The sequence below is a fragment of the Pinibacter soli genome, from assembly GCF_029961145.1.
Taxonomy (GTDB): Bacteria; Bacteroidota; Bacteroidia; order Chitinophagales; family Chitinophagaceae; genus Pinibacter; species Pinibacter soli.
The window spans coordinates 2,323,949-2,339,353 of the sequence record NZ_JASBRG010000007.1; the positions used below are offsets into that span (position 1 = coordinate 2,323,949).

Below are 15,405 nucleotides of genomic sequence, written 5' to 3' on the forward strand. Positions count from 1 at the left end.
TGAATTTTATATGCTGTTAAGAAAATGTACATAGTACACAACTACGCTAGTTCTGCTTTCAAGGCGGTCAAAAATTGATCCGCTTCCTTCATTCCTATGTTCAATGTCGGCAAGAGTCTTATCACGTATGGTTTTGCTTCGCCAGTGAAAATTTTATGTTTCAACAAAAGATTCTTTTTTACATCTTTCAATTCTTCCGGCAAATCGATACCGATCATTAAGCCTCTTCCTCTTACCTCTTTTATTTTTGGCAATTTCTTCAATTCTGAGATGAGGTAATTACCAATGTTCTCAGCGTTTTGAACCAGGTTGTCTTGCTCAATAACTTCCAACACTGCCAATGCAGCGGCACAAGCCAAATGATTGCCTCCGAATGTTGTTCCCAACATGCCGTATTTAGGATGTAGTTTCGGAGCGATGGAAATGCCTGCAACCGGAAAACCATTTCCCATGCCTTTCGCCATTGAATAAACATCGGCGTTTACGCCACTAAAATCCTGGGAGTAAAATTTACCGCTTCTGCCATAACCACACTGCACACTGTCTGCAATAAATACGGCGTTATATTGATCGCACAAACGACGGATCGCTTGCAAAAATTCGTTGCTTGCTACATTGATACCACCAACACCTTGAATGCCTTCGATAATCACCGCACTGATCTCATCACCTTCTTTTTTAAAATGATCTTCGAGTGCTTGCACATCGTTGAAAGGAAGAAATGAGACATTTGATGTTGCATTAACCGGTGCAACGATCGCAGGATTGTCAGTCGTAGCTACTGCCAATGAAGTTCTTCCGTGGAAAGATTTTGTAAATGCTACTATCTTTTTTCTTCCGTTGTGAAACGATGCGAGCTTCAATGCATTCTCATTTGCTTCTGCACCGGAATTACAAAGAAATAATTGATAGTCTTCCTTGCCGGAAACTTTACCAAGCTTTTCAGCAAGCTCCACCTGCAAAGGAATTTTTATAGAGTTAGAATAAAACCCAACCTTGTGTAATTGATCTTCTATTCGCTTAACGTAATGAGGATTTGTATGTCCGATGGAAATTACAGCATGGCCACCATAAAGATCTAAGTACTCTTGTCCCTTGTCATCCCATACAGTCGCTCCTAAAGCCTTTTCAATCGTAATGTCATTAAGCGGATAAACATCAAAAAGTTTCATGTTGTAGTTTTAGTTGGCACACAGATGACACTGACTAGACTGATTTGCACTGATCTTGCTCAATCAGTATCATCTGAGTGCAATTATTAAAAATAATTCGCTTTCAATTTCAATCCGGTGCATTCGTCCAAACCAAACATCAGGTTCATGTTCTGAACTGCTTGGCCAGACGCGCCTTTTAGCAAGTTGTCAATAATAGTATGTATAACAAGTTTGCTGCCCACTTTCTCCAATTGAATCACACACTTGTTCGTGTTCACAGCCTGCTTTAAGAAAATAGGCTCTTTGCTTATAGTTGTAAAAGGATCATCAGCATAGAACGTTTCATACATTTCAATCAATGCAGCTTCGCTTAGCTCGCAATGAAGTTGTGAGCTTACGAAAATGCCTCTTGTAAAATCACCTCGCCATGGAATGAAACTCAGTTCTATTTCTGTTCCAGGTTGCAGTTGATTCAGCGATTGCCCGATTTCTTTCAAATGCTGATGTGTAAGCGTTTTATACGCCTGTATATTATTGGCTCTCCAGCTAAAATGTGAAGTTGTTGCAAGGCTTTGTCCTGCGCCTGTGGAGCCCGTAATGCCTGTTGTATAAACATCATCAAGCAAATTCGCTTGTGCTAAAGGCAACAATCCCAGTTGAATTGCTGTTGCGAAACACCCAGGGTTTGCAATATGCTGCGCTTTTCTTATTTCATCTTTATTCAGTTCCGGAAGACCGTATACAACTGCTTGTCCGTTGATGGTTGGGCGTGCATTGTCATTGTGTAGACGATAATCTTGGGACAGGTCAATGATCCTACTGCCTTTTAAAAAATCGGCATTCTCATCTACAAATTTCTTTGCTTCACCATGACCCACGCATAAAAACACCACATCTGCTTTTTTATCAAGAGCACCTGTGAATTCTAATTTTGTTTCACCAATTAAATCCTGGTGCACTGTATAAACAGGTTTGTCAGCGTTGCTTTTGCTGTGTATGTAAAGAATTTCAACCTGAGAGTGGTTAATCAAAAGTCTGATTAACTCGCCTCCTGTATAACCCGCTCCGCCTATAATTCCAACTTTGATCATTGTAATATCTTTTTAGAGAGAACGCAGATTTTCAAGATTTTCATGATCAATTAAGATCTTCACAAATCATGACAATCATGAAAATCTGCGTTCCGGATTTATTTAGAAGACTCGTTCACTTGTTGCCAGATTGCAGTCTGGTTACCAAATATCTTAGAGAAACCTCTTACGTCTTCGCCGCTCCAGCCGTTGTTCATTTCTCCGTATTTACCAAATTTGCTGCTCATCAAATCATAAGCAGACTCAATACCTATCACCTGAAAACGATAAGGAGCCAAATGCACATACACATCACCGGTTACATTTTGCTGTGAATGTTCAAAGAATGATTCGATGTCGCGCATTACCGGATCAAGAATTTGTCCTTCATGAAGCCAGTTACCATAGAATTGCGCCAACTGATCTTTCCAGTTCAATTGCCATTTTGTAAGCACATTCTTTTCCAAAGCGTGGTGCGCTTTCAAAATAACCATTGGAGCAGCGGCTTCAAAACCTACGCGCCCTTTGATACCTATAATGGTGTCGCCCACATGAATATCACGACCAATACCATAACCGCCTGCAATGCTTTGCAGATATTGGATCGCTTCAGTTGGGTGATCGAAACTTTTATCGTTTACTTTAGTTAACTGACCTTTTTCAAAATGAAGTTTTACTTCTTCTTCCCCATTTTTTGTTACTTGTGTTGGCCACGCAGATTCAGGCAACATGCCTTTTGAAGAAAGCGTTTCTCTACCGCCTACACTTGTTCCCCACAAACCTTTATTGATAGAGTAAGCAGCTTTTTCGAAGTTCATTTCCACACCCTTTACTTTCAGATAGGAAATCTCTTCTTCGCGGCTAAGGCGCATGTCTCGGATTGGAGTAATAATTTCAACACCGGGGATCATGATGTGGAAGATCATGTCAAAACGAACCTGGTCATTTCCTGCGCCGGTGCTACCGTGTGCAACCGCATCAGCATTCAGTTTTTTTGCATGCTCTGCAATGTGCAATGCCTGACTCAACCTTTCAGCGCTTACGCTTAATGGATAGGTGTTGTTTTTTAGCACGTTGCCAAACACGAGGTATTTGATAATGTTATCATAATAACCTTTAACCGCGTTAACGGTTGTGTGTGTTTTAACGCCCAGTTTATAAGCGTGTTGTTCTATGTGTTTTAATTCTTCTTCGGTAAAACCGCCTGTGTTTACGATTACACTGTGCACTTCGTAACCTTTATCTTCACTCAGATACTTTACACAGTAAGTGGTATCTAATCCTCCGCTAAAACCAAGAACAACTTTTTTTGACATGACTTGATGTTTTATTTTTTGATTACCAGCATTTGTACTTCTTTTAATGCAAATGTCCCTTCAATGTTTCAGTAACTTTCAAGCACATTTCTTAAAAGTTTTTTTATTTTTTACTCTTATCATTAGCTAACAAGAAGTGAATATCACATGTTTTCATAAAGACCACTGGATTGCCATTTCGAAGGCCCGGAGTCCATCTCGGTGATTTTTTTATTACGTCAATAGCTGCAGATTGTAATTCCTCTGGCCCTGATAAAGCTTTTATTTGATTAATTGTGCCGTCTTTACCCACTAAAAATTGGCCCTTAACTACGCCTTCAATCTTCATTACAAGTGCATATTTGGGATATTGAAGACTATCTTGTAAAAAAACCTCCCATGCGCTCTCTCCTTTAGGAAATTCGGGTTCGATTTCGACAGCATCAAATGTTATAGGAGCCTCAAAAACAATTGCTGCTTCATGATAGAATTTTATTGGACTGCCATTTTGCCTTCCCGGTATCCATTTTGGAGACTTTTTTATGCAATCTAACGCATAGTGCTTCAAACTTTCGGCACCAGACACAAATTTATAATCAGACAGCGTCCCATCTTTATCAACAGTAAAACCAATAACAACAGTTTGTTTTTGATTTTTACTTCTTAGCGAATCTGGGCAACTTAAATTATGATTCACAAAAAGATGCCACCCGAGATCGCCACTGGGAAACCTTGGCCTTTCGTTAAGTACTCCAAAAGCGTCACCATTCAAAGGAACATCTGAAGCAACTTGCGAAAATGTAGCTATTGAAACAAATAACACAACTACAAGAACTAAGATTTTTTTCACCACTTATTTAAATGTTTATAGATGAAACAGTGATCTGAATATGGACCTGCCGCCAGATCCGCTTCCACCGCCGTTTGATTCTTTTTTCAGGAATGGTTTAAGGAACTTGGATTGTTTCAGGCGCATGAAACGTTCGTACAGTTTTGAATGCTGTTTGAAATCCTGCGCTGTTTCTACTGGCTCGTAATGATCTTTCGGATCATAGAGCATTGCAGTACACATACAGTTCTTACGACCTTTACTCATCAGGATTTCATAGTTCACGCAGCTTTTACATCCTGCCCAGAACTCTTCGTCGTCTGTAAGTTCAGAATATGTAACGGGCTCGTAACCCAGGTCGCTGTTGATTTTCATTACAGCCAATCCAGTGGTTAGACCAAATATTTTTGATTCGGGATATTTCTCTCTTGAGAGTGCAAAAATTCTTTGCTTGATAGATTTGGCAACGCCGCTTTTTCTGAATGCCGGGGAAACAATAAGTCCTGAATTTGCCACAAATTTGCCATGGCTCCATTCCTCGATGTAGCAAAAGCCCACCCAGGCGCCATCTTTAGTTAAAGCAATAACAGCCTTACCTTCTTCCATTTTTTTCGCAATGTATTCAGGTGAGCGCTTAGCGATACCCGTTCCGCGGGCCTTAGCTGACGCTTCCATTTCATCGGTAATCAATTGCGAATAGCCTTTGTCGGCAGGTGTTGCCACCCGGACAATTATTTCCTGATTTTCCAATTATGTAAAAATTAAATCAATGAAAAATAGTTCAAAAAACGTGCGACGTTCATCTATTGGGATTTTTCCACTGATAGGGGCCGGTTTTAATGGCTCGTCCTATCAGCAACCACGTCGCGGTCGAGGCATGCAGTAGCTTTCCGGTCGGAAGCCTTGCAAAGAAGAATTTATATGTTGCAGTTGATCGTTCAATTCCGTCTTTTTAAGAAGAACAATTATTGGCCGCAAAAGTATAATATAATTTAAATAATGAAAGAGTTTTTTCGAAAAAATTTTGTGAAGGTTAAGAAAGATAGAACGCAGATTATCAAGATGCTCATGATATTTTATGATTTTCAAGGGAGGCAATGTGCGATTTTTTCTCAGCTTAGGTTTCTAATCCGTTCATTTTCAACTTTCAAATGTCAATTTTCAATTATTTAAACGCCGGATGAAACTTATGCAGCGTCTCTCTCAAAAATTCCCGGTCAAGGTGCGTGTAAATTTCCGTTGTTGTGATGCTTTCGTGGCCCAGCATTTCCTGCACTGCACGCAAGTCAGCGCCGCCTTCTACGAGGTGGGTGGCAAATGAATGGCGAAATGTGTGCGGTGAAATGGTTTTGTGAATGCCGGCCTTCTGCACCAAATCTTTGATCAACAAAAAGATCATTACCCTTGTAAGCTTTACTCCTCGCCTGTTAAGAAACAAAATATCTTCGTTGCCTTTCTTTATGGGAACATGAACCCGTATCTCATCGCGGTAAAGATTGATATATTTTGTCGCATCACTACCTATAGGCACCAGCCTTTCCTTATCGCCTTTTCCTATAACCCTTACAAATCCCACGTCTAAATGCAGGTTGCTGATGGTCAGGTTTACCAGTTCACTTACACGCAAACCGCAACTATAAAGAGTCTCCAGAATGGCCTTGTTGCGGCCTCCTTCAGGTTTGCTGAGATCAATTTGCGCAATAATGTTTTCAATTTCTTCAAACGAAAGAACATCCGGCAACGAACGTTTTAGCTTAGGTGCGTCAAGCAATACGGTTGGATCTTTGGTAACAATATTTTCCAGCAAACAATATTTATAAAAGCTTCTTAGGCCAGAAATGATTCTAGCCTGCGAAGTAGCCGTCATTCCTAGTTCTGCGATCCATTTTAAAAAGTGCTGGAGGTTTTTTAGCTCAATCTGTGCAGGAGATTTCTTGGCATCAGTTTGCAGCATGAATTGCGTAAGCTTTTCGATGTCACGCAAGTAGGCTTCAACTGAGTTGTCCGAAAGCGATTTTTCCAGTTGAAGGTATGCTTTGAAGCCTTTCTTATAGGGTTCCCACATGTACAGCTTTTTTACAAATGTAAATTACATTATCGCAGTTGATACTCCTACTGGCTATTATACAATCGATACTTCGATTTTTTCATTTCACTCAACCTATCATGAGGCTTTTTTGTTATTGACAATACTTTTACCACTAAACACTAGTTTATGAATCGATTATTAAAAGCTGCATGTACAGGCATATTCATTATGGCCTCGGCTAATACCTTTTCTCAAAAACTGTCACTTGAACAGGGCGATTTGTCGTTCTTAAAAGGCGAAACAGCAATCAATCTTGAACTAACTTACGAAGACATGAAAGTGGGAAAATACGAGAATGAGAAGGATTATGTCACCAACAAACAAGCTGAAATGAACGGAAAAAAGCCCGGCACCGGCGATACATGGGCCAAGGAATGGGAAAATGATAAGGGCGAACGCTACAGAGCTAAGTTTGTGGAACTTTTCCAGGAACATTGCCCCACTCTTAAGATTACGAACGATGGCAAAGCTAAATACACCATCATTTACCACACCACATTTCTTGAACCAGGATATAACATAGGTATTAGCAGAAAAAATGCGCAACACAATGCTATACTTACCGTTGTTGATGCAGCCAATAAAAGTAAAGTGCTGGCGAAAATTACTGTAGACAAAGCTCTGGGAAGAACGATGTCTTTTAACGATTACGACACTGGTGCACGGCTTGCCGAAACCTATGCCGATGCCGCTAAGGAAATTGGAAAAATGTTTGAGAAAAAACTTCATTAGAAGCTGAACGCTTAACGCACTTTCTATGCGTTAGGCGTTTTGCGTTAAGCGTTAGACTTTCCAGTCCGAAAACAATTCTCGACTCTTGCCTACACTAAGAGTTTTTACTTATCCCCGCAAGATAATAAATACAGTTGCCTCATTTTAACCGCTTTTTTTCACAATTCACTGCTTTTTATTTTTCTGCTATTATTTTTTGCAACTATATTGTAGCCCTAAATCCTTAAAACTTTTTTTTATGAAGCAATTGCTTAAACTAACCCTTGCCGTGGCAATTACCACGCTCTCTGTCACGGGACACGCACAAAAAATCAAACTTGAAGATGGCAATCTTGATTTTCTAAGAAATGAGAAGTCAGTTAACGTTGAGTTTGTCTACGAGAATGTAAAAGTGGGCAAATACGACAATGAGAAAGATTACATTGACAAGAAGAAAGAAGACATGAACAAGAAAGAGGCCGGCACAGGCGACAAATGGGCCAAAGCCTGGATCGACGATCGTGACAACAGGTACAAACCAAAATTTGAAGAGCTGTTTACCAAAAACACTGCGTTACAGGTGAGCGACAAAGGCACTTCAAAATATACATTGGTCTACAAAACTACTTTCCTTGAGCCCGGCTACAACATTGGTATTTCAAGAAAAAATGCACAGCACAATGCTGAAATAGTTATTGTAGAAACTGCAAATAAAAACAAAGTATTGGCGAGAATCTCTTTGGACAAAGCGCTTGGAAGAGATTTCTGGGGTGCAGATTTTGACACCGGAGCCCGCCTAGCTGAAACTTATGCTGACGCTGGAAAAGCACTGGCAAAGTTCATCGAAAAACAAACGAAATAGGACTGAACGCATAAAGCAAAAACGCAAAAGGCCTAACGCAGAGAATCTCAGCGTCAGGCCTTTTGCCTTAAGTAGCTGAATAACTGTCTCGTATTCATAATGCAAAATCGAAAATGAACATTCAGTTATTCAGTCATTCAGTTATTCAATTATTAATTCAGCAAATCGCTACCAGCATCATCCAGTAAATTCAAATCGATGGAATCCTGACCGGCTATGCCTTCTATTGAGCCGCGAATGTGTGCAGCGTTCAGCAATACTTTTTCAAGTTGCTTCTCTCTTGCTTTCCAGAGTTTCTCCATGGCGTCACGCTCTTTTTGTATGGAAATGCGCATGCTCATAAAACCTTCACGGATGGCGTTCCATTGCTCTGCAAATTCATGGCTGGTCAAATAGTTGTAGAGCAAATGCATTTTATCACCGCGATTTTCCTGGAATTTTGTTGCTGTGGCAATTTTTACAAGACCGTCACGCAGCACATGTACAAGCGGCTTTACTTCAGCAAACGAACAAACCCACACGCCACTTATATCACCGAATTTGTCCATATCCTTCGGCATTTTCTTAGTGACCAGTACAGCGATATCTGCTTGCTGGCTACGCATATCGTTCTTTAGTTTTTCCACCCATTCGCCTCCAAAATTTTCTGCACGTTTACTTTCGAAGATTATCTTACCGCACTCCTGTCCAAAGTTATTTCTTACAGTAAGGATACAGTCTGCACCACGAACACCTTTACCTACTTCACTTACCACATCAAACGGAAACGAGGCACGCAACATTTCTTCGAGTGCCAGCTCCTGCACCTCGCCTTGCAATTGCATACTACCCTGCTCCGCCTTGCGCCTCATTTCTTCAGCAAGCTTCTTCTGGTCCTCCAGTTGCTTTTCCAATTCTTTTAAGCGAAGATTAAACTCCGTTTCTTTGGCGGCATTTTTCTGTTCTTCAATTTGCCTTATCTCCTCAGAAAGCTTGCTGCGCTCCTCTTGCAGCTTGCGTTGCAAGGAAAGCTCAAGCTCTGCCTCCTTATTTTGCAGCTCCTTTTCTTTTTGTAAGAATTCAATTTCTTTCTTTCTTGCTTCTTTCAGCTTTTCTTCGTTCTCCTTGTTATTTAGTTCAAGGAACTCCAGCTTGCCTTCATAATCAGCCGTTATACTTTTACGAAGATTTTCCTCGAGCTGCTGATTTTTCTTCTTTATTTCGGTTTCCAATTGCAGCTGAAATTTTTCCTCCTGCCTTCTGGCATTGGCCGCAAACTCTTCCTCCTGTTTTCTCCTGATCACAGAAAATTCTTCATCCTTGCGCTTCAGTTCTTCATCCTTTGTCTTCTTGTAGTCAATCACCTGCTGACGAAGCTCTTGCTTTTCTTTTTCAATTGCTTCCTTCAACTCGTCGTTCAATGCATCTTCTAAGGGAAACTCATGACCACAATTCGTACATTTTATTTGCGTAGGCATCTTCTGAATATTTATACAATTTTACGAAACAGCTTTCATTTTTTGCTAAAAAAATTAGTTTTCATATTTACTACAATCTTAGCATTGATTTTCAATCAGCTAAAGTAACACAGAATTTGGGAGTTAGGAATTCAATGTCGTTTAGTTAAGGTGTTTGAAAAAACAAAAGCATCTCGCTTGTCATCCTGAGGAACGAGGGATCTGGCCTAACACTAACGAACACTAAGCGTAAACAATCACGCAGATCCCTCCTTCGTCGGGATGACAAGCAGTCTTTCTTTTCTGGCCATAGCAACTAAGTAATTGAAAAGTTGCTTAACTAAACGACATTGAGTTAGGAATTAGAAAAAAGCAGTCGTCCGCTAATTCTAATTCCTAATTTCTAACTTCTGATTCCTCATTCAATCGACCATTCTCACAATAGGAAGTTCAACAAAAAATGTAGTACCGACGCCCTCGGCGGTTTCGAACCAAATATTTCCACGGGCATGTTCAGCAATACTTTTACTCATCGCAAGCCCAAGGCCCGTTCCGGAAGACTTAGTAGTGAAGTTTGGAATGAATATCTTGGCTCTGGTATCAGTGGGAATGCCTTCACCGTTGTCTTTTACAGTAATAATCACTTTTCCATCCTCGATCATTTCGTTGATGATCACTTCCGGGTTTTCCTCCTTTGAACAGGCTTCAACAGCGTTTTGTAAAAGATTTGTAAACAAACGGTTCAACTGTGTCTTATCGGCCAGTACATAGATTCTTTGTGGCAGCAGATTCAATGACAATTCGAAGTTTTCTGTTTTTTCATATAATGAACCGAGTGAGGATAAAACGTCATTCAGATTGAACACTTCATTTCTCACGTTTCCAATATTGGCAAACTGTGAAAAATCGGAGGCGATTTTTGAAAGGTGATCTATTTGTTCCACCAGCGTCCTTGCCACGTTTGCCGTGTGTTCTTTCACATTCGGCATGTTATTGTCGATAGCTTTTTGCAAGTATTGAATACTCAGCTTCATTGGCGTAAGTGGGTTCTTGATCTCATGCGCCACCTGTTTCGCCATTTCCCGCCATGCCCCTTCCCGCTCACTTTTAGCAAGCGCTGCGGCACTTTCTTCGAGCTTCTTCACCATTTTGTTATACTCCTTCACCAGACCTCCAATTTCATTATCGCGGCTCCATGTAATTTCTTCGTTCATGGTGCCGAGATTAATTTCCTTCATCTTATTTCCGATGAGCGTGAAATATGAGGTGATGCGGTTTGTAATTACAAGCGCAATAATACCGGCGATAAGGAATATGAATGCATTAAGATTAATGATCGTTACAAGGAAGTTGGATATCTCCCTTTTCAATTCTGTTTGTGTATCGAAAGATGGAATGTTCAGGTAAGCGTATGCTTCGCCCCTGTCATCCCGTAACGGGCAATACACACTCTGATAATCCACACCACCCATTTTTTCCTGGTTCACATACTGTACCAGTTTTTTATTGTGTACATTATAGTAAGCAAGCGGATTCATTTTGTTGCTTAGAATTCCTTTGTTGTAAATGAAAGGATTCGATGAAGTTTTCAAATCACCTTCAAGACTATAGAGGTTTATGTCAGCACCGTGAATTTCAGAAACCCTTGATATCATATCCTCCAGATCTTTGTCGACACCCATCTTGTAAAGGCGCATGATATCACGAAATCCAATGTCTCCCTTTACGCGATTCTCTATCTCGTTGTTAACTGTTTGAATTGCCTTGGTTAGTCTGTCCTGCTTGGTTTGATTGTAGCGGTTAATGAAAAAGAAAATTGTTGCTATACCAATTACAAGAAAGGAAAACAGACTGATGAAAATGATCGTTCCATGTATTTGCGAGCGCAAACTTAATTGCCAGTAAGGCTTTAGATTTTTCCAACGCAGGCCCGATTGTATAATGAGCGCAATGATGCGGAATAAAGCCACCAGCAATATAAATGCACTAAAGAGATACGCGAACAATGTGATCGCTTCGATGAAGTAATTATTGTTCTTTGCAATAACTACCACCTTGTTGTTATCGCGATACCATAGTTCATCGTAACCGTTTCTTTTCACCTGCGTGAAATCATTTTTGGGAAGCATACTTGAATCCAACTGCGTTGGAAACGGATAGTCATTGAAATTGGTTAAGAGCTCCCTGCTGTCGTAAATGGCATAAGAATAAAACGGCGAATATTCATTAGGAAGAAAATCTTTCTTCTGCTTGAACAACTCCGGCACAAGCGCATCGCTCTTGTAAAACTTGGGATCGGAAAGCATGAAGAAATAACCCACCGTGTTGCCTAATGTATCAGTCACAGTTTTCTTACTGATGTAGGAATATTTATCAAACGCTCTTTCAAAATATCGAAGATCATTTACTGTTGTAGGTTTCCCTTCAATCTGAAAAATCGTATTTAATGTGTCGTATGAAACGGAACCTTCGTTAAAGAGCGGTTTTTCAGATCCGTCAAATGTGTAAATATGGTTATTGTACCTGTCTAAATAAGCGCTGAAATTTTTGTTGATCAAACTATCTTTCAAATAAGCATTTGAGATAGGCAATCTGAAACGTTCAAAATTCCCGTAAAGAAAATTATTGTCTACATAAGTAAGCACAATGCTCAAAAGCCTTTCGCTGGAAGGATCCGCCTGCAATGCCAGTTTCTCCGCTGTCCGTTTGCGTTGCTCAATTTCTATTTTGTTATTTTCTTCAATAATGATGGAGGCAACCGACATTGAGAAAATAAACAACCAGAAGATAACCTGGGATATATTGAACCTGTTTCCAAGATCGGATAAAAAGGTTTGCTTTTGTAACCATGTATAGAACAGCAGCCAGATAAGTACGTAAATATTTAGCTCAACAAACGAAGTTTGCGTTACAATGCTTAACAGGATCAGACCGGCAATAGCAATTGAAAGATAAAGCATGTAAGGCTTGTCAATATTCAGCGGCTGCACAATTTTGAGAATGATCTGCGAAAGAAAAAAGTAACCGAATGTAATAGCCGCCAACACCACGAAACCGGCGAAGCTGTATTGATTTAGAATGCTGAAGAAATTTGTTACGTTAAATGAAATCCTCGCATCCGCTATCAGGCTTTGTATTATGCGAGCAACGGCAAACGTAACCGCTACATACAAAAAGATATTGATAATGTACAGCGGCCATTGCCATCTTGTATTTATATAACGGCTGAAATCTTTGTCGCCAATTTCCCTTCGTACAAACAACACTATCCAGCAGAAAAGAAATACGTTTATCAGTAGGTCACCCAGCGAACTGAAGATAATATTTGAGCTGTAAATCGTAGGATCGAAAAGCATGAACTGCCGCAAGTTGAGCAGGCCCGGAAACAAATAAATAACTCCGCGTAAGATGAGAATAACCAGCAGCAGAAAACCGATCCCTGTTTTATAATCGTATTTACTTGAAATGCTATGCGCAGCGTTGTTTATAAAAAACATCAGAAACGCAATGCCAATAAGCATGAATGTAAGTGAAAGCCAATTATTGTTGCTTGCGGGATGTGTGTTTCGTTTTGCTTCGAGGAAAAACAACACGTTTCCATTTTTAGAATAAACAGGATAATCCGTTTGAAAGGTGGTGAGAGAAACCTTTTTTTCCGCTTCCGAAAAACCTTCTATTTCCCTGGCGAGGTTATTATTTTCAATGAAGTATTCTTTCCTTATGGGTATCAAAGCCGCTATGATCAATGGTTTTCCATTGTAGGCAGATTGCTTTTTTATAAACTCATACTGACCATTGCTAAGCTTCACAAAGGATGTCGAATCTGCACTGAATAACAGATCCCTGTCTGGAATGGCGGTTTGCGTGTTCCAAAACTTAAGCTGGGGTTCATTGTACTCATCCAAAGTAAAAAGATAAATGCCAAACGATTTGTCAACCATTTCACCGATCGTCTTCTCAGAAGGATTTTCACTCAGCAGCTCACCTTGTAATGTTTTATCGTCACTAAATTCTTGAACATCTTCTTCAATTTTTTGCAGACGTCGTTCAATCCCATTGCGCACTTTTTCAACAGAAGAATATGAATTCCAATAATTGTTGATGATAAATGCAATGGTGAAGAGCCATGCTGCGGCTAATATGAAGTAGGCATTACGTTTTAGAATTTCAGAAATAAAACTTCTCAAGATGATTGCTTTTGCTTTTTAACAGTGTTCCAAAGGGCATCCATTTCCTGCAAGGTCATATCGTGCAGCTGTTTGCCTTGTTCTGAAGCAATGAGTTCCATTTGTGTAAAGCGTTGTATGAACTTCTTGTTTGTTCTTTCCAGCGCATTTTCAGCATCTATTTGCAAAAACCGTGCGTAATTGATGAGCGAAAACACCACGTCGCCGAACTCGTCTTCTATTCTGTTCTTATCATTTTCTTTTACCACTTCCTGCAATTCCTGCAATTCTTCCTGCACTTTATCCCACACCTGTTCTTTATTGTCCCATTCAAAGCCCACCTGCTTTGCTTTTTCCTGTAATCGCATGGCTTTAACGGTAGCCGGCAATGACTTTGGAACTCCGCTCAACACAGACTTCTTCCCTTCTTTTAGCTTCAGTTTTTCCCAGTTCCTTTTTACATCTTCCTCGTCATTCACCTGTACATCGCCGTAGATGTGAGGGTGGCGAAAAATCAATTTTTCCGAAATGCCATCGATCACTTCTGTCAAAGTAAAATGCTGTTGCTCCGTTCCAATTTTTGAGTAGAACAGGATATGCAGCAACAAATCGCCCAGCTCCTCCTTTATCCCCTTCCAGCTTTCGTCTGTAATCGAATCTGCTAATTCAAAGGTCTCTTCAATGGTTTGCTGGCGCAACGTTTGAATAGTTTGCTTGCGATCCCAGGGGCATTTCTCCCTGAGGTCATCCATGATCTGCACTAATTTTAAGAAGCTTGCCGACAAATTTTCCTGTTCCATAAAAAATTATATTACGTATACTGAAAAAGCAAAGAAAACCGTAAAAAGGAGTAGCAGTGATACCGAAGTTAATATATTGAATATAAGAAATTTAACGATCGTTTTACGCCTTCCCTGGTCATAAAAATTTCGCATGGCTCTGTAAGCGTAGTAAACGCCTCCCAGGAACATCAAAATAAGGATATACGATAACCAGGAAAAATGCGCAAACCCTGAAATTCTTGACAACGTAAAGAATACAAGTAAAAAGATAAACGTGAAGATGTACAGATAGACCAGGAAAATGCAATGATCTGCGAAATAAAATTGCTTGTTCCGCACATACAGCAATTTCAAAAACAATGCATACAATGGCAGCGAAACGAACAACATATATGGTAGTGAATGGAAAAATCTCTCAAGCAGATCATCTACAAGCTCATTACCACCACCACCTTCAGGCCTGTCATATTTTTTGTGCAACGATATCATACGATGCACATATAGTCTTTTTAGGATCCCATCTCTTTTCTCCTTAGGAAGTAACTTCTGGTATCTGTCATATTCCGCTCTATCTGTAAACTCCTGTCCGTCGCCACTGATACTTATCTTATTGGTAGAATCAAAAGTAATAGGAATGCTTTGGGAGAATCTCTTTGATTTGGCCAACGCAATTGAATCCTCAGCGTCCATCTTATCCTCGACTTTTGCCATTGCTTTCGGGTCATTTTTACGCTCTTTGCCAGGATGAATCCCCGGTTTGAAAAATGCAAAAAACAGGAAAAAGAATATTGCTGAAGTGAACACATACATTCTGATAGGATTCAGATATGAGGCACGGCGCCCCTTCAGGTATTCTTTGGCCAAAAAACCTGGTTTCTTAAACAGCAACCTCACGCTGCTGAAAAACTTACCGTCAAAATGCGTAATGTCATTAAAGAAATGCATTACTAAATGACCGAAGGATTCTTTAGGCTCAATATTCTCCTGACCACAAACGTGACAATAGCGGCC

The 15,405-nt window shown here is 40.1% G+C and carries 12 protein-coding genes; 2 read left to right on the plus strand and 10 right to left on the minus strand.

The window, feature by feature from the left end; all coding sequences use genetic code 11:
• Positions 1-41 precede the first annotated feature (41 nt).
• The 6 genes from QJ048_RS19780 to xerD form a co-directional block, all read right to left on the minus strand.
• Positions 42-1,172 (minus strand): aspartate aminotransferase family protein, encoded by a 1,131-nt coding sequence (locus QJ048_RS19780; protein WP_282336161.1) that lies wholly within the window; start codon positions 1,170-1,172, stop codon positions 42-44.
• Between the two features lie 86 nt (positions 1,173-1,258).
• Positions 1,259-2,245: an N-acetyl-gamma-glutamyl-phosphate reductase gene (gene argC / locus QJ048_RS19785; RefSeq protein WP_282336162.1), complete on the minus strand. Its 987-nt coding sequence runs from the start codon at positions 2,243-2,245 to the stop codon at positions 1,259-1,261.
• Positions 2,246-2,343: 98 nt separating this feature from the next.
• On the minus strand, positions 2,344-3,540 hold the full coding sequence (gene argG, locus QJ048_RS19790) for an argininosuccinate synthase (RefSeq protein ID WP_282336163.1): 1,197 nt from the start codon (positions 3,538-3,540) through the stop codon (positions 2,344-2,346).
• Between the two features lie 103 nt (positions 3,541-3,643).
• A complete protein-coding gene (locus QJ048_RS19795) occupies positions 3,644-4,369 on the minus strand; it encodes an energy transducer TonB (protein WP_282336164.1) in 726 nt (241 codons plus the stop codon).
• Between the two features lie 15 nt (positions 4,370-4,384).
• Positions 4,385-5,098 (minus strand): GNAT family N-acetyltransferase, encoded by a 714-nt coding sequence (locus QJ048_RS19800; protein ID WP_282336165.1) that lies wholly within the window; start codon positions 5,096-5,098, stop codon positions 4,385-4,387.
• 415 nt (positions 5,099-5,513) lie between these two features.
• Positions 5,514-6,413, minus strand: coding sequence for a site-specific tyrosine recombinase XerD (xerD, locus tag QJ048_RS19805; RefSeq protein WP_282336166.1), 900 nt, complete (start codon positions 6,411-6,413; stop codon positions 5,514-5,516).
• Positions 6,414-6,563: 150 nt separating this feature from the next.
• Here xerD and QJ048_RS19810 point away from each other — a divergent pair, with 150 nt between their 5' ends.
• Both QJ048_RS19810 and QJ048_RS19815 read left to right on the plus strand, forming a co-directional pair.
• On the plus strand, positions 6,564-7,169 hold the full coding sequence (locus QJ048_RS19810; protein ID WP_282336167.1) for a hypothetical protein: 606 nt from the start codon (positions 6,564-6,566) through the stop codon (positions 7,167-7,169).
• Positions 7,170-7,407: 238 nt separating this feature from the next.
• The gene (locus tag QJ048_RS19815) at positions 7,408-8,010 is read left to right on the plus strand and encodes a hypothetical protein (protein WP_282336168.1); all 603 of its coding nucleotides are present in this window, start codon (positions 7,408-7,410) and stop codon (positions 8,008-8,010) included.
• 152 nt (positions 8,011-8,162) lie between these two features.
• On the opposite strand, the gene QJ048_RS19820 is transcribed toward QJ048_RS19815, so the two are convergent.
• The 4 genes from QJ048_RS19820 to QJ048_RS19835 all read right to left on the minus strand — a co-directional run bounded on the left by QJ048_RS19820 (position 8,163) and on the right by QJ048_RS19835 (position 15,339).
• Positions 8,163-9,467 carry a DUF2130 domain-containing protein gene (locus QJ048_RS19820; protein ID WP_282336169.1) on the minus strand — a complete coding sequence of 435 codons (1,305 nt, stop codon included), beginning with the start codon at positions 9,465-9,467 and terminating at the stop codon, positions 8,163-8,165.
• Positions 9,468-9,868: 401 nt separating this feature from the next.
• The gene (locus QJ048_RS19825) at positions 9,869-13,633 is read right to left on the minus strand and encodes an ATP-binding protein (RefSeq protein WP_282336170.1); all 3,765 of its coding nucleotides are present in this window, start codon (positions 13,631-13,633) and stop codon (positions 9,869-9,871) included.
• Positions 13,630-14,412, minus strand: coding sequence for a nucleoside triphosphate pyrophosphohydrolase (gene mazG / locus QJ048_RS19830; RefSeq protein ID WP_282336171.1), 783 nt, complete (start codon positions 14,410-14,412; stop codon positions 13,630-13,632). Before mazG ends, QJ048_RS19825 begins: the two co-directional genes overlap by 4 nt.
• A gap of 6 nt (positions 14,413-14,418) precedes the next feature.
• A complete protein-coding gene (locus tag QJ048_RS19835) occupies positions 14,419-15,339 on the minus strand; it encodes a DUF3667 domain-containing protein (protein ID WP_282336172.1) in 921 nt (306 codons plus the stop codon).
• Positions 15,340-15,405: the final 66 nt, after the last annotated feature.